Below are 18,482 nucleotides of genomic sequence, written 5' to 3'. Positions count from 1 at the left end.
TTCGCAGGTATGAACGATTTGAACCACGCAGCGATATTCCTGATTGCGGTTTTCTGCGCATTCGTCAGAATCCAAAAGGTTCGTGTTAAAGGGAGCTTTTTACGGCTGCTTTTGATATGAAGGCTGAGTATTACATGAAACCTAGTCGCGATCAGCTTTTTTGTAGGTGGTAATACCTACGCTCGCTTATCTTCAGGAACGGGAGGAAAAATTGTTCATAGCCGAACTCATGGAGCTAAAACGACTTAGCCTGACCTACAAAGATGAGCTGTTCACTCTCATTAACACCAACCGCGAGCATCTGCGCGAGTGGTTGCCCTGGGTCGATCTAACCGAGTCCCCTGCTGATACGGAATGCTTTCTCGAAGCCGCCATCAATCAATACCAATCCGGCCAAGGCCCGCAGTACGCCATTTTCTCCGATTCGGCGTTATGCGGTGTGTGCGGTTTTCATTCGTTCGATTTGTCTAATCGCACTGGCAGCATCGGATATTGGTTGGGTGAAGCCTATTCGGGTAAAGGCTTCATGGCGCGGGCGGTGCAGGCACTGGTTGAGCAAGGCTTTCGGGAATACGATTTGAACCGAATCGAGATTGCCTGCGCCACCGGTAATACCAAAAGCCGAGCCATTCCGGAGCGGTTGGGGTTCAAGCTTGAAGGCGTGCTTCGGGAGCGGGAGTATGTGAACGGCCGTTATCTCGATCAGGCGATTTACTCGATGTTGGCCTCAGAGTTTCAAGCGCTGACTTTGATGCTACCTGCCAAGCTCTGAAATCCTACAAAAAGTAATCTTCCTCAAGCGCATTGATGATTCTGCTGCTCATCGCCGGCGTGGACTGCTCCACGTATTCTTTATGCTTGTCCGCGAGTTTCCCGAAGTAAAACGGATGCGTTAGCACTTTGCTGCTGCCATCGAAAAAATAGTCTTTTGCCGGCGCGCCGTGCTCGAAGGTCTCGACACGAACGTGGTATTCCGTTGTTGCGGTAATGGGCAAAATGAAGAATGAAGCAACGGGGAGAATTACCGAGGCCATGTCTGCGCCGTTTTGTTCCACGCTGCACTCTGAATCAAGAAAAAGCGCGAGATCCGCGTCATATTCGGAATCGGCTTCAACGTAGTTCAATACCTCAAAGCGACCTTTCAGCTCTTCGATGAGCCTGCTGTCATGACAGGCGGGGTTGCTGTTGCTTGCGCTGGCGATGTAAACGCTTTCTTTGCCGGTTACCGCTTGTTGGTTGAAGCCTTTATCACTGGGCGGGAACGCGATGGCGCAGCCTAGCAAAGACTGCGTCAGAGCCAGCAGTAGCAGGTACTTCATAACGATTGCCCTTCTATTGTTTGTATTCACAGGTATGAACGATCTGAACCACACAGCGATATTCCTGATTGCGGTTTTCTACGCACTCTTTCTTTTCCATGTTCGGGTCGCCCAGCGTGCTGATTTTGCCCCGGTAGTTCTCTCTGCACGACTGTCGGGCCTGGGTGTCGGCATTGGTGGTCGCCAGGTTCAGCGCTTGGTCATAAGGGAAGTGCATATCCGTTGTTCCGCGGGCTTGGATTTCCGCCGTGGCCGTTTTGCGGGGGGCTCTGGTTGGCGTTGTCTTGGTTGCGGCCGGTGTTTTCGGGCGGCTTTGAGTTGAGCCGCTAGAAGGCTGATTTTGGGGTGACGTGGTTTGTGTTGATTGCGGTCGTTGAGTTACAGGGCTGTTAACAGTATAAGCCGGTGTTGTATGGGGTGCTGTGAGCGGGTCATAACTGGCTGTGGGCATGTTATCCGCGGCTTTGGCTGCTGATGAAATCGCACTGCTCCAATCCGCTTCTGCGGCGCTGTTGATAACGATAGCAACGGGCGCTAAAACACCATAAAGCGTTTTGCCGACGGCTTTCATAACAATGGTGCTGCCGTTTATGTCTTCGTCGTTTTTCACCGTTTCCAGTTCGCGTGTGACATCCAGGCCGTTGGCCTCTTTGATCAAGAGATCAAAAATGCGGATGCTTCGGGAGATGGCATCGGTCGCGATGGCGGTTACCGTTCCACAGTTTATTAAGTGTTTGGCATCCGAGAACGTCGAAACTTCGTGGCGGCCGTTTGTCTCGATCTCCACATCGAATAACGTTTGGGGAGTCCGTTCCAGAGTCGCCAACGTGAAATGGGTGTCGAGCGTGCCTTCTGTGGTGTGGCTGAATTTCGTATTGATACACTCCACACCGCTTTCTGAAGGGGAAGCCTTAATTTTTAAAATGTACAGCTTGTCGCGGGAGCCGCTGAAAAGGCTGCGGTTTCCCTTTAGCTTGTCTTTGGCGACAGCCTGTAGCTCCGCCAGAACGTCGCCGTCGGCAGAGTCGTAACCATCATTGATGCCGTAAATCGAAACGCGGGCCAAGGTACCGTCGTAAGCGGAGGTTTCGAGCTCTTCTCCTTCGAACTGAATGCTCTTGTTGCTGCTGCAGCCGACAAAGGTTAGTAGTAGAGTCAGTATGCAAATGGTTCGCTTTAAAGAGGTCATTCTACGGTCGCTTTTGGTATGAAGGCTGAGTATTGCATGAAACTTGGCTGTGATCAGCTTTTTTGTAGGTGGTAATACCTATATAAGCACTAGCCGCGAGTGGTTGCCATGAGCACATCGGGCGCACCCACGGCCGGCAGTTCGATCAGTGAATGGTTTTTTGGCCCGCTGCCCATCAGCGCTTTAACCAGTAACTTGTAAGAGTCCAGATCAAAGGTGACCGACTGGCCCGACAGGGAGAGATCATAAAGCTCTTGTTCGTCGTGCACTGTGGTCACGTGAATCCAGTTGTAGATCACCAGAATGTCAGGCTGTGCCCCATCACTTCGATGCTCCACAATCGCGACCGGGCCTTTCCACGGCCAGGTTTGCAAACGTAATTGGTGAATCGCAATCTGCACTCTCAGATTATAACGAGTTACGTCGTCAATGCCTTCGCAGGCTCCTTTGCAGCGCCCCAGCACACGTTGGAAACAGGGGCCATCGCGTTCCGGCTCTAGTCCTAGCAGTTGATTGCACAGTTCGTTTTTGGCGGCAATGCCGGTCAACGCGCGCTCGGCATCGCGCTTGCTGCGAAACAGTCCGAAATAACGGGCGAGCCGATGCGGCTCTATCTCCCGAACCAAGCGCGCTCGCAGGTAACCGGACTCGTTCGGTGCCAGCTCGATACTCACGAGATTCTTCGCCGCGCGGGATCGGCGATTGAAAAGCGGATTCAGCGTTTTGATCTGTCGAAGCTCCAGCAACAGGGCTCCGAGTTCGCCGGCGGTTTCGGTGTAGTCGATCCTGCGCAAACTTTCAGAAATGCGCACGCCTTTGCTGGTGTTGTGATCACCGGAGAAGTGCGAGGCCACACGCTGGGCAATGTTGGTGCTCTTGCCCACATACAAGAGCACGTCGTTTTCACCGTAAAACCGATAAACACCCGGGCCCCGTGGCAAATCAGTCAGGGTATCCGGCGGCAGGTGTGAGGGAATGCTCGGCCGTTGCAGCAGGGTGCCAATGGCTGCTTCCAGTTCTGCGTCGCCTTTTTCCGTCCGCGCGTGGGTGAAAAACTCCAGCATAGCCGACACATCGCCCATGGCGCGATGCCGTTGTACCTGTGCCAGACCGTGGCGTTCAATCAACGTGTCCATGTTGTGTCTGCGAAACTCTGGGTACAAGCGCCGGGACAGCTTCACGGTGCAAAGTACCCGTGCCGAAAACAGCCGCCCGAGCCGGCGGTATTCCGATTTGATGAATCCGTAGTCGAAGCGTGCGTTGTGAGCAACAAATACGGTATCCCTTAGTTTCTCTTCGAGCGTATCCGCGATGGTTTCAAACGACGGTGCATCGGCGACCATGGCGTTGGAGATGCCCGTCAGTTGCTCGATAAACGGTGAGATGCGCATGCCGGGGTTCAGCAAGGTTTGCCACTCATCCACAACCTCTCCGGCGCGCCAGAAGCGGATTCCTATTTCCGTAATCCGGTCGTGGGACGAGTTTCCGCCGGTGGTTTCAATATCGAGAAACGCAAATGTGGTTTGTTCGAGGTAGCTGGTTGTCATCGTTTCACGCGAGTAGAGTTAAATGTCGCAGTTCTAAAAGAGCTTGGCCTCAATCAGGAGTAACAGCAATGAAAGATGAAAAAATCGTTCTGATCACTGGCGCGTCCAGTGGTATTGGTGCTGCCACCGTTGAGAAGGTGATCGAAGCGGGGCATAAAGTTGTTATTACGGCGCGAAGCACCGATAAGCTCAATGAAATGGTCAAAAAGTGGGGTGACGACAAGGTCTTGGCAGTTACGGCCGATGTCTCCAAGCTGGACGAAATTACCCATGTCGTGGAAAAGGCCAAAGAAGCGTTTGGCCGAATCGATGTGGTGTTCGCGAATGCTGGTACCGGCGTGAACTCTCCCGGCATTGAAAACGGCGATCCCGATGAATGGAAGACCATGCTGGATGTGAACATTAATGCGCTGTTGTATACGGCCAAAGCCAGTTTGCCCTCCTTAAAAGAAACTCAAGGGCACTTCATTATCACCAGCTCCGTGGCCGGGAAGATCACGCTGAAAGGCTCTGTGTATGGTGCCTCCAAGTGGTTTGCTTACGGCTTCGGTCAGAACCTGGCAGCCGAGATGAGGGAATGGAACGGCCGGTGTACCACCATCTGCCCGGGCATGGTGAATACGCCCTTTTTCGATGAAGCCAAGCCGGACAAGCTGGATGCCAGCGATGTGGCGGATGCGGTTGTGTATGCGATGTCTGCCAACCCGAGATGCGATGTTCGCGAAATTACGTTGATGCCGACTCGATAGTAGGTTCAATGGTCGAGTGTATTAGCCTGTCAGAACTGTAGTAGAGTGCTCTTGGCAGCTTCTTACATTAGAGTTAAAGCTATATGAGCACGGTAATACTTGAATACGGCCAGGGTGATACCTCCTACCGCGCCGCCGGGGAGCTGGAAGGTATTACCCGGTTGGTGAATGCGTTTTACGATTACATGGAAACGCTGCCGGAGGCGCGGCAGATTCTGGCGATGCACCGGCCGGATTTAACCGAGTCCCGCACCAAATTGGCTTACTTTTTGTCGGGCTGGCTAGGCGGGCCAAGGCTTTTTGCAGAACATTTCGGTAGCATCAACATTCCGATGGTTCATCGGCATTTGCCCGTGGGTGAAGAAGATCGCGATGCCTGGATGCGGTGTATGCAAAAAGCCGTGGCCGATCAGCCGTTCGATGAGTCGTTCAAGGTGTATTTGATCAAGCAGCTTTGGGTGCCCGCTGAGCGAATTCGAAGTGTCTGTAGTGCACCTATTTCACGCTAATAAAAATCGGAGTTTTGAGTCATGCAGCCGAAAGAGATTGTGGCGCAATTTATCGCTGACGTAAGTGGCCAGCGCCTGGAAAAAGCAAAAACGCTGCTGGCTGAAGAGGGCTTTGAGTATGTCGGCCCGAACATGCGTTTTCTGAATCGAGATGACATGGTGTCTTACCAGTTCGGTATGGTGGCCATCCAGAAAGATCTATTGCTGCGCCAACTCAGTGCCGATGGCGAGCATGTGTATGCGATTCTGGACTACCAAACCTACTTCGAGCAGATTGGCGATGTGCGGTTGGCGGTTTGGTTCCGGGTTCGGGACGAAAAGATTCAAACCGTGGAAACCTTTTATAACGCCGCAGTGGTCGAGAATATGTTGGGAGGAAACCTGCCGTCAGCGAACTGATCGGCAGGTAATTCGTACCGGGCCTTAGTGGTCGTAGTCGTTGTAGGTCATGGCGACGGCTTTGAAAATGGCCCGGCCCTTGTTCATGGTTTCTTTCCATTCCAGACGAGGTACTGAGTCGGCGACTACGCCGGCGCCCGCCTGAATGTGCAGGGTGTTGTCTTTGATCACGGCGGTGCGGATCGCGATGGCCGTATCCATGTTGCCGTTGAACGACAAGTAGCCCACAGCCCCGCCGTATACGCCCCGTTTTACCGGTTCCAGCTCATCAATGATTTCCATTGCCCGGATCTTCGGGGCGCCGCTCAAGGTGCCTGCTGGCAGAGTGGCGCGCAGTACGTCCAGGCAGCTGGTGTCTTTGTCCAAGCGTCCGGTGACGTTGGAGACAATGTGCATCACGTGGGAGTAGCGTTCCACTATCATCTTGTCGGTTAAGCGCACGGTGCCGGTTTCGGATACCCGGCCAGCGTCGTTGCGGCCCAAGTCGATCAGCATCAGGTGCTCGGCGATTTCTTTTGGGTCGGCCAGCAGTTCTTTTTCCAGTGCGTTGTCTTCGGCATCGGTGACGCCGCGTTTGCGGGTGCCGGCGATAGGGCGCACGGTCACTTCTTCGTCTTCTACCCGTGCCAGAATTTCCGGTGACGAGCCCACAATGTGGAAATCGTCCAGATCGAGGAAGTACATGTATGGCGACGGGTTAAGCACCCTAAGCGAGCGGTACAGGTTCAGTGGCGGTGCTTCAAAGGGAATCGACATGCGTTGGGAGATGACGGTTTGCATCACGTCGCCGTCCAGCACGTAGCCTTTGATTTTATCCACAGCCGCTTCGAATTTGTCCTGCGAGAAACCGGAAACAAAATCGCTCTCGTCCACTTCTTTGCCGCGCAGGTGCTCTGGCGTGCGAGGTGCATCAGCGGTGGTGCGATGCAGCTGGTTTTCCAGTTCGTCGATGCGGGCCTGTGCCTGTTCGTAGGCACCTTCAACCGCCGGGTCTACGTGCACGATGAGGTGCAGCTTGCCACGCAGGTTGTCGAACACCACGATTTCATTCGACACCATCAGCAGGATATCCGGGGTGCCGATTTTGTCGGGCGGGCAGCTCTTGCGCAGGCGCTTCTCGATGTAGCGCACGGTGTCGTAACCGAAGTAGCCCACCAGCCCGCCGTTAAAGCGAGGCAGCTCGGGCAGATCGGGTGCGTTGAAGCGCTTCTGGTATTGATCCACAAAAACGAGTGGGTCTTCCACGTCGGCTTGTTCCACTACCTTGCCGTTCTGGCTAACTTCGATGCGGTGATCGTAGACTTTCAGCACTTCTCGTGAGGGCAGGCCGATGATGGAGTACCGGCCCCACTTCTCACCACCCTGAACAGATTCGAACAGATAGGAATACGGGCCACTGGCCAGTTTCAGGTAGGTGCTCAGAGGTGTGTCCAGATCCGCCAGGACTTCGCGGTACACCGGGATACGGTTGTAGCCGTCTTGGGCCAGTCTGGAGAAGTGCTCAGGTGTCATTTTGTCGTTTCCTGAATTCGGGTCTGCGTGTTTATAAAAGCTCGGTCAGCGAATCTACTACTGCATCGGCGCCAAGGCTGTCGATGGAAGCGCCGAAGTTGTAACCATAGCGCACAGCGACGCAGGGCATGCCTGCTTTCAGAGCCGCGTTTACGTCTGCCGTGGAATCGCCCACCATCACCGTGGTGCCGATGGTACTGCCCAGTTTTTCCATGGCATGCAGCAACGGAGCCGGGTCTGGTTTCTTCACCGCTAAGGTATCACCACCCACGAACAGTTCGAAATAGGGCGCCAGTCCGGTTTGTTCCAACAAGGGCGCAACAAACTGATCGGGCTTGTTGGTGACCACGGCCATGCGGCAGCCGTTGGCTTTGAGGTGATCCAAACATTCGAACACGCCTTTGAATACCACCGCGTGGCGGCCGTTCAGTTCAGCGTAGCTCTGGTAGAAAATGTTCAGTGCATCCGGGTGCAGGGCATCGTCTTTTGGCGACGCAGGCTCCCAATCGGTTTTGCCGGCCAGTGCGCGGCGCACCAGAATACTGGCGCCATTGCCCACCCAGCTGCGCACATTGGCAAGCCCGGCCGGGCTTCGGCCCAGTTTGGTGAGCATATCATCAACGGCAGCCGCCAGGTCCGGCGCACTGTCAACCAGTGTGCCGTCTAGGTCAAACAGCGCTGCGGCTGGCCACCGGTGGTTAAAAAGTCCCTTTAAGCTCATCCGCCTATAACCTTGCGGGCCTGTTCCAGTTCTTCGCGCATGGCGTCGATGGTGGCCTTGTAATCCGAAGTGTTGAAAATGGCAGAACCGGCCACGAAGGTGTCGGCACCGGCTTCTGCAATTTCACGAATGTTGTCAACTTTAACGCCGCCGTCGATTTCCAAACGGATGTTGTAGTTGCTGTCGTCGATGCGCTTGCGGGCTTCCCGCAGTTTGTCGAGGGTGCCGGGGATAAACTTCTGGCCGCCGAAGCCCGGGTTAACCGACATCATCAGCACCATGTCGAGTTTGTCCATCACGTAATCCATATAGCTCAGTGGCGTGGCCGGGTTAAATACCAGCCCGGCTTTACAGCCGCCATCGCGGATCAGTTGCAGAGAGCGGTCAACATGGCTGGAAGCTTCCGGATGGAAGGTGATGTAGCTGGCACCGGCATCGATGAACATGCGGATCAGGTCGTCCACCGGAGACACCATCAGGTGTACATCGATGGGGGCGGTAACGCCGTGCTTGCGCAAGGCTTCACACACCATGGGGCCGATGGTGAGGTTGGGTACATAGTGATTGTCCATCACGTCGAAGTGCACCACGTCGGCACCCGCGGCCAATACGTTATCGACTTCCTCACCCAAGCGGGCGAAATCGGCGGAGAGGATAGACGGAGCAATCAGGAAAGGGTTCATCGGCGCACTCTCGGTCAGGTGAATTACGGCAGCTGTCAAAGCTTGTAAGTCTATCAGCTTGTTGCTGGTTTTCGCAGCGCGAGGGATGTGGTTTTGTTAACGGTTATGCCGTTTGATCAGCTCCCAGGCTTGTTGATAGCGCAGAAGCTGATCTTTGGCGGCATCCAGCTCGGTAGGCGACAGTTTTTGCTGCGAGAGTTTGTCCGGGTGGCAGGTAGACAGGCGCTTGCGGTAAGTGCGTTTGATGGTTTCGAAACTGTCCCGCCGGGTAACACCCAGTATTTCGCAGGCTTGTTCGTAGCTTTTGGGCTTTTCGACGATGCTGGCGGAACGAATCCATACTTTGCTGGCGTAGCTGGCAAAAATGTCGTCGCTGACGGCCATCGGCAGGCCGAGGTTGTCGATGGCGTCTTCACAGCGGTAGCGTCGTTCTTTGCTGGGCTTACCGAGAATCTGTGCGCCGTGGCACAGGCACATGGCCATTTTGATGGCGGCGCCAGGAGACAGTTTGGCGACGATGCGGTTCCAGAGCCCACGATGTAAGGGTGTGCCGCTGGCGTCTTTGCCGAGTTGGTATTGCTCGATGGCTTTTTTGCGCTGGCGCGAGGATAAGCGCAGCGCTTTCATCAGCAGTTCGGCGTAGCGAATGTCGCCTTCCATTACCCGGCCATCGGCTTTGGCGATGTAGCCCAAAAAGAAGAACAGCGGCTTTCGGCAGCGGCGTGGCAATCGGGCGCGTTCGATCAAGGTGTTGGCCTGATGCCCGCAACTGGACAGCTCGTGTAGCAGGTCCGAGAAAACCGATTCAATGCTTGCCGGCAAAGACGGCCCTGTCGCGTTGGTCATGGTTGCGGTGCGTTTTCCGTCAGCAAAGTGTCGAGTTGTTCCAGCCGGGCAGGGGTGCCCACATCAATCCATTGGCCCGAATGCTTCAAGCCTCTTACGCGTTGTTGTGCCATGGCATCGCGAAGCACCGGGCCAAGTTTGCCTGCGGTGTCGTCGAGCCCGTTGAACAGGCGGCGGCGCAACAGGCTGATGCCTGTGAAGGTGAGTTTGGTTTCGCCTTCAGAGCATAGCAGGCCTTCCGGTGTTAGGTGGAAGTCGCCCGTGGGGTGGTGTTCGGGGTTGCTCGTGAGCACCAGCACGGCATCGCAGTTTGGGTCGGTCGGTGGCTGCAATTGGCCGAGTGGGAAGTCTGTCCAGATGTCGCCGTTGATCACCAGGAACCATTCGGCGTCATCGGCAGCAAGCAGGGGCAGGGCGCGCACGATGCCTCCGGCGGTTTCCAGCGGCTCGCCTTCGGGCGAGTAGTGCAGGTTTACGCCGAATGATTCGCCGCTGCCGAGCTGTTGTTCAATTTGCTCGCCCAGCCAGGCGTGGTTAATCACCACGTCCTGAAAACCGGCCTGCTTCAGGTTGTTCAGATGATGAACAATCAACGGCTTGCCGCCGGCGCGAAGCAGAGGCTTAGGGGTTGTCAGCGTGAGTGGGCGCATACGCTCGCCTTTGCCGGCGGCCAGAATCATGGCTTTCACGATGAGCGTTTCTCCGGGATGGGCACCGGGCCAATTGTGCTCTCAATGGCCGGAATGACCGTGCAGCACAACCATTCATGGAAGTGGCGGAAGGCTGGCTGGCGGGCACTGGCATCGCGGATGTAGCTGACAGTTCGAGGAATGTCTCCCAGATAACCGGTTTTGCCATCGCGAATCGCCAACCGGGCAAATATACCGGCGGCTTTCAGGTGACGTTGCATGCCCATCAGTTCGAACCACTGGCGGAAGGTTTCCGGGTCGGCGTTGTGTAGGCCGGCATTCAGGCTGGCCATACGGTAGTGTTCCAGCCACTCCACAATTTTTTCTTCCGGCCAACGGACGTAGCAGTCTTTCAGTAATGAAACGGCATCGTAAGTGACTGGGCCGATCACGGCATCCTGAAAATCGATCACACCGGGGGCGGTTTGGCCATCGCGAATCAGCAGGTTTCGGGAGTGGTAGTCCCGGTGCACGGTCACTTCCGGTTCGGTCAGTGCGCTTTCTTTTAACAGGCTGAAGGTGGTGTCCAGCAGCGCTCGTTCCTGATTGCTGAGGTTCAGGCCAAGGTGTTTTTCCAGCAGCCAGTCGGGGAAGAGTGCCATTTCCCGGTCGAGCATGGCGTCGTCGTAGTGGGGCAATGGGTGGGCCGCCGGAGCAGTTTGCTGTGCGATGCGTGCCAGTTCGTCCAGCGCTTGCCGGTAGTGGTTGTCGGCATTGCTTGCGGTGGTTGCGCCCAGCATCAGGTTGTCGCCGAAATCTTCCAGCAATAGGAAGCCTTTGCTGAGGTCTTCGCCGGCGATGTCGGGCACGTGGATGCCGTGCTGGTGCCAGTGTTTGGCGATGGCGACGAAGGGCTCGCAGTTTTCGTGTTCGGGTGGTGCGTCCATCACGATGAACGGCGTGCGCGCTTGTCCGGAGGTTTCCCGCCATACCCGGAAGTAACGGCGGAAGCTGGCATCGCCGGAAACGGGTTCCGGGCTGGCGCTGTCAAAACCGGGAAAACGCCTGACCCAATCGGTCAGCTGCTGCAGACGGGTATCCATGATTTTATGGTAATTCCTGAGTTGTTCTGTTGTGTAGCAACGTTAGCAGAGGAGTATAAAGAGCGTAAAACGGATTTGCAGCGGTGTTTCCGTTAACAAGCTCGGGGGGCGCGTGTAAACTAGGCAGCTGTTCTTGAGAACAGTCACCATTCATCTGAAACAGGAAGCCTGCCGTCGTGCCCAGCCGTTACCGTCAGCAGTTGTGGTTTAAGCCCCGTTTATCCGGGCTTTTGCTGGCAATGGTAGTTGCGCCAGCGGCCTCTATTGCGGAAGAACATAGTCATCAGGCCCCGAGCGCGGCGGAGATCGATTGGCGCCCCCGAAGTGAGCTGCCCCCGGACGTGCAAGCACAGGTTCCAGTGTTTTGTGGCGGCGGGTATTTGCCGTCTACTTCCGCGAGTGGTCAGGTCCCTGTGTTTCCCGCCGGAGCAGGAAGCGATCAGCCTTTGGAAGCCAGTGCGCTGGATGCCCGCTATGAGGTGGATTCAGAGTTGTACCTGAAAGGCGATGTGCGCCTGCGTCAGGGCAGTTTTCAGGCCTCCGGTTCTGAAGCCCGCTATAACACTCAATCCGGTCAGTTGAGCCTGCAAGGCCCGATGGTCAGCCGCGGTGAAGGTTTTTTGCTGACGGGTGAAAACGCCCATTATTCGGCCGATTCCGGCCAGCTGGATATCAACACGGCGACCTTCCTGCTGCACCAGTCTGAGTTGCGAGGCGAGGCATCTTCGCTGTCGCGGGTGGACGAAAATCAGGTGTTGATCACCGATGGCCTGCTCACCACCTGTGGTCCGGGGCAGAATGACTGGGCGATTGTGGCATCCGACATCGAGTTGGATCAGGCCGAAGGCTTCGGTTCGGCTAGGCATGTGCGTTTGGAAGTGCTGGATGCGCCGGTGTTTTATTGGCCCTACATTACGTTCCCCATTGATGACCGCCGCAAGACCGGTTTTCTGTACCCGCAATTCGGCTCGTCTAGTGCGGGTAGTGGTGCGTTCTTCGCGCTGCCTTATTACCTGAACCTGGCGCCCCATTACGATGCCACGCTCACGCCCCAGTATATTCATGGCCGTGGCCTGTTCACCGAAGCGGAAGGACGTTATCTGAGCCGGTATGGTGAATCCGTGTTGCAGTTGGGGTACATCAATGATGACCCAGCCTACAAAGACGAAGTCGTTGGTGCCGACGGAGAACGCTGGGCGCTGGATTTCTCCACCCGCGCCAGTTTTGGAGGCGGTTGGCGGGGTTACGGTGATTTCTCTGTCGTATCGGATGAAGATTACCTGAGCGATTTGAACCGCTCGCTGGAAATTGACCAAACCACGCATTTGCAACGCCGTGGCGGGGTGAGCTATTCCGACCAGTACCAGTATTTCGATGCCTATTTGAACGGTTACCAAACCGTTGCCGAACGCATTGCCGACGTTAACAAGCCTTATGCCCAGCTGCCTGAAGTGCTTTACGCTGGCGAGGTGGATGTAGGTGCGTTTCAGGCGGGAGTCGAAAGTCAGTACACCTGGTTCTACCGCGATAACGACGACCTGACCGGTTTGGATCAGGCTAACGGCCATCGTCTGCGGGCAATTCCGGAAGTGGCATTGCCAATGCGCGCGCTGTGGGGTTTCAGCCGGCCTTCGGTGAGTCTGGATTATACCCGCTACGAGTTGGACGATTACACGCTGGCGAATGCGAGTGTGGATCGCACTGTACCGGTGTTTGAATGGGATAACGGGCTGTATTTTGACCGCCGCTCCAGCCTGTTTGATATTCCATACAATCAAACATTGGAGCCGCGGTTGTACTACGCTTGGGCCGATGCCGACGCGGATCAGAACGACATTCCGGATTTCGATACCGATGTCAAAAGCTTCCGATTTGATCGGTTGTTCGAGCGCAACCGCTTTAACGGCGGCGACCGGGTTGGCGATGCGAACCAGCTGACGGTGGCTTTGACTAGTCGCTTCAACGATCTGGTCACCGGTGCTGAACGTGCACGGATCAGTGTCGGTCAGATTCGCTACTTTGATGACCGGGAAGTGAATTTGTTTGGTGAGGGGGCGTCGGACCGAGCCAATTCGCCGCTGGCGGGTGAGTTGGTATTGAACCCGCTGGACAATCTTGAAATTCGTACCTCGGGCTTGTGGGACCACGACACCCAGAAAACCGAAGAAGGACGTAGCCAGCTGATTTTCCATTCCGAGGATTACCGCTATTTGGCCACGCTGGGCCACACCTACAGCCGCCCGGATGAACTTGAACAAACCGACATTGGTACGGTATTCCCGGTAACCAATAAACTCAGCGCCATTGGCCGCTGGGTGTGGGACTCCGAACTCGACCGCACGGTAGGGTCGTTGGCGGGTCTCGAATACAACAACTGCTGCTGGAGTTTCCAGGTAGTGCACCAGAACTACCTGACCGATGACGAGCAATTGGACACCCGCTTGCTTTTCCGCATTGAGCTGAAAGGGCTTGGTGGCAGCGGCGGGGCGTCTAACAGCATCGGTGATGCGATCTACGGTTATGACGAGCGCGAACGCCGCCGTTTTGGAACTGCGTACCGTTAAAACGAACTAAGGCTGTTAACCCTGACGCTCGCCGGGGCGGCTGAGAATTTAAAAACCAAGAGGTGACTATGAAGGCGACTGTACGCCACGGACTGACTCTGCTGTTGGCACTGACCATGATGGCTTTGTCAGTGGCAGCCCAAGCGGAACGAAAAGTATTGGATCGTGTGGTAGCCATTGTCGATGACGGTGTGGTTCTGCAAACCGATTTGGAAGCACGGTTGAACACGATCATTGGTCGTTTGAGCACCCAAGGCACCGGATTGCCACCTCGTAAGATGCTGGAAGAGCGTGTGCTTGAGCAGTTGATTGTGGAATCGGTTCAGCTGCAGATGGCAGACAAAATGGGCATGCGGATCAGCGATAACGAGCTGAACGAGACCCTGGGCAATATTGCGGCCAGCAACGGCTTGACGCTGGCTCAGTTCGAGGGGCAGCTGGCGGAGGAAGGCGTAACATACCGGCAGGCTCGGGAGCAGATTCGTAATGAGATGCTGACCAGCCGTGTGCAGCAGAGCCGGGTGGGGAACCGCATTCGGATTACCGACCGCGAAGTGGAAAACTACCTGCAGGCCCAGAAGGCTTCGGGCAGCCAGGGCGCTGAATACCGGTTGGCGTACATTTTCATCCAAGTGGATGATCCCGGTAACGAAGCGTCGGTAAATGAAGCTCGTGATACAGCTGAGCGTTTGCGTGAACAAATCCTGGAGGGTCGAGACTTCCGAGAAGTGGCGGTTGCAGAATCTGATGCCAGTAACGCCCTTGAAGGCGGCGACATGGGCTGGCGCGCGGAAAGCCAGTTGCCTTCACTGGTTGCGCCGGTGGTGCCGAATCTGGAAGTGGGTACGCCTTCTGAAGTGCTGGAAAACAACAGTGGTTTCCATCTGGTGATGGTGATGGACAAGCGTGGCGGTGAACAACAAACCTTTATTGAACAGCATAAAGCCCGCCATATCCTGATCCGTCCATCCGAGGCAGTGACCGAAGCGGAAGCTGAGCGCAAGATTCGCGACATCTACCAGCAGTTGCAGAACGGTGCTGATTTTGAAGCGCTGGCGCGTAAAGAATCCGATGACTCGGTATCCGGTTCTGACGGCGGTAATCTGGGTTGGGTAAGCCCCGGCCAGATGGTGCCAGAATTCGAGAAGGGCATGATCGACGCTGAGGTTGGCGAAGTGTACGGCCCGGTTCGCTCGCAGTTTGGTTGGCACCTGATTTTGGTGGAAGAGCGCCGGAATCAGGATGTGACGGCAGAGAGCCGTGCATCGAAAGCGCGGCAGGCGATTTATATGCGCAAGTTCGAAACCGAACTGCAGAACTGGTTGCGGGAAATCCGCGACGAAGCCTTTATTGAATTCAAAGGCGAATACGCTGATATGAACGAAAGCAGCGAGGAAGAGGACGAAGAGGCATCATGACGAACCCGGTCATTCTGGCGCTGACCGCCGGCGAGCCGGGCGGAATCGGGCCGGAACTGTGTTTGCAGCTGGCAGGTGAAAACCGGGCTGCAGGCATTGTGGTGGTTGCCGGCAAAAACCTGATGGAACAGCGGGCCCGGCAACTGGGCCTTGCGGTGCAACTGCACGACTGGCAACCGGGCATGCAGCCGGAAACCTGTGCAGGGCACCTATCGGTTTGCCACGTAGACGGTTGTGATTTTACCGCTGCGGGCAAGCTGAATACTGGTAACAGTCAATACGTGTTGGATACGCTAACGCTGGCTGCCCAAGGCTGCCTGGGCGGCGACTTTGATGGCATGGTTACCGCGCCCGTCCACAAAGGCGTGATTAACGAAGCCGGTATTGCGTTCAGTGGCCATACTGAATTTCTGCAGGAATTATGCGGCGTTGAGCGCGTGGTGATGATGTTGGCCACCGAAGAACTTCGGGTGGCTTTGGTAACCACTCACTTACCTCTGAAAGACGTATCGGCGGCGATTACCCCGGAACGCCTGACGCAAGTAACGCGTATTCTGAGCGCCGATCTGAAAACTTTTTTCGGTATTGAGCAGCCCCGCATTCTGGTTACCGGACTGAACCCCCATGCCGGTGAAGGTGGCCATTTAGGCCGAGAGGAAATTGAAGTGATTGAGCCCACGTTGGATCAGCTTCGCCAAGAAAATATATTGCTGACCGGCCCGCTGCCGGCAGACACATTATTCACACCGCATTGGCTGAACGACGCTGATGCGGTACTCGCCATGTACCACGATCAGGGCCTGCCGGTGCTGAAATATCAAGGCTTTGGCCGTGCGGTCAACATTACATTGGGGCTGCCGATTGTGCGCACCTCGGTAGACCACGGCACCGCTTTGGACTTGGCTGGCACCGGCAAAGCCGATGCTGGCAGCCTGCACACAGCCATTCGCGTGGGTGAACACATGGCCCGCTGCCGCCAGGCGGCTACAGCCGGAGAGCATGAATGAGTAACCAACATGGCCACAAGGCCCGCAAACGCTTCGGCCAGAACTTTTTGCACGATCCGGGCGTGATTGAAAAGATCGTCCGTTCGATCAATCCGAAGCCAGAAGACGTGATCGTTGAGATTGGCCCGGGGCTTGGAGCGATCACCGAAGAAATTCTGTCGATCAACCCGCGCTTGCAGGTGGTTGAGCTGGACCGGGATTTGATTCCGGTACTGAGAACCAAGTTTTTCAACTACCCGGATTTCAAAATCCACGAGGCCGACGCGCTCAGTTTTGATTTTAGCCAGCTGGCCACTGACCGCCCGCTGCGTATTGTGGGTAACTTGCCGTATAACATTTCGACCCCACTGATTTTCCACCTGTTGGCCCAGGCCGGTGTGGTGCAAGACATGCATTTCATGCTGCAAAAGGAAGTGGTGCAACGCTTGGCCGCGGTGCCGGGTGACAACAACTACGGCCGTTTGGGGATCATGGCTCAGTATTTCTGCAAAGTGCAGCCGTTGTTCGAAGTTGGGCCGGGAGCCTTCCGGCCGGCGCCGAAGGTGGATTCTGCCATTGTTCGATTGGTGCCCCATAAAGAATTGCCGTACCCCGCCAAGGATTTAAAAACCCTTCAATCGGTCGTGCGCACGGCGTTCAATGCGCGCCGAAAAACCCTGCGTAAGGCACTGGGGGCGATGGTAACGGTAGAGCAGCTTCAGTCGCTGGATATCAACGACGGCCTGCGCCCGGAAAACCTGAGCCTGGCCGACTATGTGCGAATCGCTGATTTGTTGGTCGATGCGAAATCGGCGAACGGCGGTGCAGAAGAGGTAAGTAATGACTGACTACGCCATTGGCGATATTCAGGGTTGCTACGAACGATTGCGAGATGTGTTGGCCTCGGTCGATTTCTCGCCCTCGCGGGATCGGCTGTGGGTCGCCGGGGATTTGATCAACCGGGGGCCTTCGTCGTTGGCGACCTTGCGATATCTCGAGGGTTTGGGCGATGCCACCAAGGTGGTGCTGGGTAATCACGACCTGCATTTGTTGGCGGTGGCATGGGGTGGCCATAGTCCAAAGAAGAAAGACACGCTGCACGACATTCTTGAAGCACCGGATCGTGACCGCTTGCTGCACTGGCTTCGCCAGCAAAAATTGTGTGTCCACGATGCTAATCGCAATCTGGTGATGACCCACGCTGGTTTGCCTCATATCTGGGGTGTTGAACAGGCGGTGGCTTATGCGCGCGAAGTCGAAGCGGTGATTCAGGGTAGCGATGCCGACGAGTACTTCACCCAAATGTATGGCAATAAGCCCGAGCGTTGGTGTGATACCCTCTCTGGCATGGACCGTTGGCGAGTGATTACTAACTACCTCACTCGTATGCGTTTTATTGCGCCGGACGGTAGCCTTGAGCTAAGGGCCAAAGAATCGGCAGACAGCGCGCCGGAAGGTTACGCCCCTTGGTTCAGCTATCCACGTCAGGATGATGTGCAAGTGGTTTTCGGCCACTGGGCAGCCATCGAAGGGGATACTGGCAGCGATCGCTTTATAGGCCTTGATACCGGCTGCGTATGGGGCGGTGTGCTGACGCTGATGAATCTCGACACCGGGGAGAAAGTTCACTGTGATTGCAGTTAGCCCCAAAGCCATTGTGTTGCGCTGGGCCCTGGTGGCCGGTGCTTTTGCCGGCTTGTTGGCGGTGATGACGGGCGCGTTTGGTGCCCATGGCCTGCGCCATGTTGTCAGCGAACGTGGGTTGGACGTGTTTCAAACCGCCGTCAGTTACCAGATGTACCACGCGTTGGCGTTGGTGGTTGCGAGTTTGATGCCCGCGCTACGCCTGAATCACCGCTTGTTGACCCTTGCTTGTGGTTTTTGGTTGGCAGGCATTTTTCTGTTTAGCGGCAGCTTGTATCTTTTGGTGCTGACCAGTGCCTCATGGCTTGGGCCGGTAACACCGATGGGTGGGGTATGCCTGATAATTGGTTGGGCGCTGCTGGTTGCGGCAGCGTTGAAACGATGATGGAGAAAAGCAGAGCTATGCAGGTTCAGGTTAACGGAGAAGTGATGGAGCTTCCCGGCGAAGTTACCATTTCGGCTTTGATTGAGCACCTTGCGCTGACCGGCAAACGGGTCGCGGTTGAGGTGAACGAGGACATCGTGCCCCGTAGCAAACATGCGGAATTTACCCTCGGCGAGAACGATCGGGTAGAGTTTGTGCATGCCATCGGTGGTGGTTGATTCCACCACCTTTGTGGTCAGCCCCGCCAGGTTCACGAACCGTGAACGCCCCCTCTTTTTC

20 protein-coding genes are annotated in these 18,482 nt (G+C 55.7%); 11 read left to right on the top strand and 9 right to left on the bottom strand.

The window, feature by feature from the left end:
* Window positions 1-211: 211 nt before the first annotated feature.
* Entirely contained in the window at window positions 212-772 is a 561-nt protein-coding gene (locus K5L82_RS12515; RefSeq protein ID WP_223134373.1) for a GNAT family N-acetyltransferase, read from the top strand.
* Between the two features lie 4 nt (window positions 773-776).
* Here the strand turns inward: K5L82_RS12515 and K5L82_RS12510 are convergent, their stop codons facing one another.
* The 3 genes from K5L82_RS12510 to K5L82_RS12500 form a co-directional block, all read right to left on the bottom strand.
* Entirely contained in the window at window positions 777-1,319 is a 543-nt protein-coding gene (locus K5L82_RS12510; protein ID WP_223134372.1) for a hypothetical protein, read from the bottom strand.
* A 13-nt stretch (window positions 1,320-1,332) separates the two neighbouring features.
* Window positions 1,333-2,508, bottom strand: coding sequence for a hypothetical protein (locus K5L82_RS12505; protein ID WP_223134371.1), 1,176 nt, complete (start codon window positions 2,506-2,508; stop codon window positions 1,333-1,335).
* A gap of 89 nt (window positions 2,509-2,597) precedes the next feature.
* Window positions 2,598-4,055, bottom strand: coding sequence for an exonuclease domain-containing protein (locus tag K5L82_RS12500; RefSeq protein WP_223134370.1), 1,458 nt, complete (start codon window positions 4,053-4,055; stop codon window positions 2,598-2,600).
* A 68-nt stretch (window positions 4,056-4,123) separates the two neighbouring features.
* Between K5L82_RS12500 and K5L82_RS12495 the strand changes: the two genes are divergently transcribed.
* The 3 genes from K5L82_RS12495 (at window position 4,124) to K5L82_RS12485 (ending at window position 5,712) form a co-directional block, all read left to right on the top strand.
* Entirely contained in the window at window positions 4,124-4,804 is a 681-nt protein-coding gene (locus K5L82_RS12495; RefSeq protein WP_223134369.1) for an SDR family oxidoreductase, read from the top strand.
* Window positions 4,805-4,887: 83 nt separating this feature from the next.
* Window positions 4,888-5,313, top strand: coding sequence for a group II truncated hemoglobin (locus K5L82_RS12490; protein ID WP_223134368.1), 426 nt, complete (start codon window positions 4,888-4,890; stop codon window positions 5,311-5,313).
* A gap of 21 nt (window positions 5,314-5,334) precedes the next feature.
* Window positions 5,335-5,712 (top strand): nuclear transport factor 2 family protein, encoded by a 378-nt coding sequence (locus K5L82_RS12485; protein ID WP_223134367.1) that lies wholly within the window; start codon window positions 5,335-5,337, stop codon window positions 5,710-5,712.
* A 24-nt stretch (window positions 5,713-5,736) separates the two neighbouring features.
* Here K5L82_RS12485 and trpE read toward each other — a convergent pair whose 3' ends face one another.
* From trpE to K5L82_RS12455, 6 genes are all read right to left on the bottom strand, one after another.
* Complete coding sequence (trpE, locus tag K5L82_RS12480; RefSeq protein ID WP_133007280.1) at window positions 5,737-7,224, bottom strand: anthranilate synthase component I; 1,488 nt, start codon at window positions 7,222-7,224, stop codon at window positions 5,737-5,739.
* Between the two features lie 31 nt (window positions 7,225-7,255).
* Window positions 7,256-7,945, bottom strand: a complete 690-nt coding sequence (locus K5L82_RS12475) for a phosphoglycolate phosphatase (protein ID WP_223134366.1) — start codon at window positions 7,943-7,945, stop codon at window positions 7,256-7,258.
* The gene (gene rpe / locus K5L82_RS12470) at window positions 7,942-8,628 is read right to left on the bottom strand and encodes a ribulose-phosphate 3-epimerase (RefSeq protein WP_133007672.1); all 687 of its coding nucleotides are present in this window, start codon (window positions 8,626-8,628) and stop codon (window positions 7,942-7,944) included. The genes K5L82_RS12475 and rpe overlap by 4 nt, the downstream gene beginning before the upstream one ends.
* Window positions 8,629-8,724: 96 nt before the next feature.
* On the bottom strand, window positions 8,725-9,474 hold the full coding sequence (locus K5L82_RS12465) for a DnaJ domain-containing protein (protein ID WP_223134365.1): 750 nt from the start codon (window positions 9,472-9,474) through the stop codon (window positions 8,725-8,727).
* Window positions 9,471-10,163: an N-acetylmuramate alpha-1-phosphate uridylyltransferase MurU gene (gene murU / locus K5L82_RS12460; protein ID WP_223134364.1), complete on the bottom strand. Its 693-nt coding sequence runs from the start codon at window positions 10,161-10,163 to the stop codon at window positions 9,471-9,473. The genes K5L82_RS12465 and murU overlap by 4 nt, the downstream gene beginning before the upstream one ends.
* A complete protein-coding gene (locus K5L82_RS12455) occupies window positions 10,160-11,206 on the bottom strand; it encodes an aminoglycoside phosphotransferase family protein (protein ID WP_223134363.1) in 1,047 nt (348 codons plus the stop codon). The genes murU and K5L82_RS12455 overlap by 4 nt, the downstream gene beginning before the upstream one ends.
* A 239-nt stretch (window positions 11,207-11,445) precedes the next feature.
* Here K5L82_RS12455 and K5L82_RS12450 point away from each other — a divergent pair, with 239 nt between their 5' ends.
* The 7 genes from K5L82_RS12450 to thiS all read left to right on the top strand — a co-directional run bounded on the left by K5L82_RS12450 (window position 11,446) and on the right by thiS (window position 18,421).
* Window positions 11,446-13,770, top strand: a complete 2,325-nt coding sequence (locus K5L82_RS12450; protein WP_223134928.1) for an LPS-assembly protein LptD — start codon at window positions 11,446-11,448, stop codon at window positions 13,768-13,770.
* 68 nt (window positions 13,771-13,838) lie between these two features.
* Window positions 13,839-15,188: a peptidylprolyl isomerase gene (locus tag K5L82_RS12445; RefSeq protein ID WP_223134362.1), complete on the top strand. Its 1,350-nt coding sequence runs from the start codon at window positions 13,839-13,841 to the stop codon at window positions 15,186-15,188.
* The gene (gene pdxA / locus K5L82_RS12440) at window positions 15,185-16,195 is read left to right on the top strand and encodes a 4-hydroxythreonine-4-phosphate dehydrogenase PdxA (RefSeq protein WP_223134361.1); all 1,011 of its coding nucleotides are present in this window, start codon (window positions 15,185-15,187) and stop codon (window positions 16,193-16,195) included. Before K5L82_RS12445 ends, pdxA begins: the two co-directional genes overlap by 4 nt.
* Window positions 16,192-17,022 (top strand): 16S rRNA (adenine(1518)-N(6)/adenine(1519)-N(6))-dimethyltransferase RsmA, encoded by an 831-nt coding sequence (rsmA, locus tag K5L82_RS12435; RefSeq protein ID WP_133007287.1) that lies wholly within the window; start codon window positions 16,192-16,194, stop codon window positions 17,020-17,022. The genes pdxA and rsmA overlap by 4 nt, the downstream gene beginning before the upstream one ends.
* Entirely contained in the window at window positions 17,015-17,818 is an 804-nt protein-coding gene (locus tag K5L82_RS12430) for a symmetrical bis(5'-nucleosyl)-tetraphosphatase (RefSeq protein ID WP_223134360.1), read from the top strand. The genes rsmA and K5L82_RS12430 overlap by 8 nt, the downstream gene beginning before the upstream one ends.
* A 64-nt stretch (window positions 17,819-17,882) precedes the next feature.
* Complete coding sequence (locus K5L82_RS12425) at window positions 17,883-18,203, top strand: DUF423 domain-containing protein (protein ID WP_223134927.1); 321 nt, start codon at window positions 17,883-17,885, stop codon at window positions 18,201-18,203.
* Window positions 18,204-18,220: 17 nt separating this feature from the next.
* Window positions 18,221-18,421 (top strand): sulfur carrier protein ThiS, encoded by a 201-nt coding sequence (gene thiS, locus K5L82_RS12420; protein ID WP_133007289.1) that lies wholly within the window; start codon window positions 18,221-18,223, stop codon window positions 18,419-18,421.
* Window positions 18,422-18,482 lie beyond the last annotated feature (61 nt).

This window comes from Marinobacter sp. AL4B, from assembly GCF_019916045.1.
Lineage (GTDB): Bacteria > Pseudomonadota > Gammaproteobacteria > Pseudomonadales > Oleiphilaceae > Marinobacter.
Note: the sequence above shows the minus strand (reverse complement) of the source record. Positions and strands in the feature narration are given on the sequence as shown.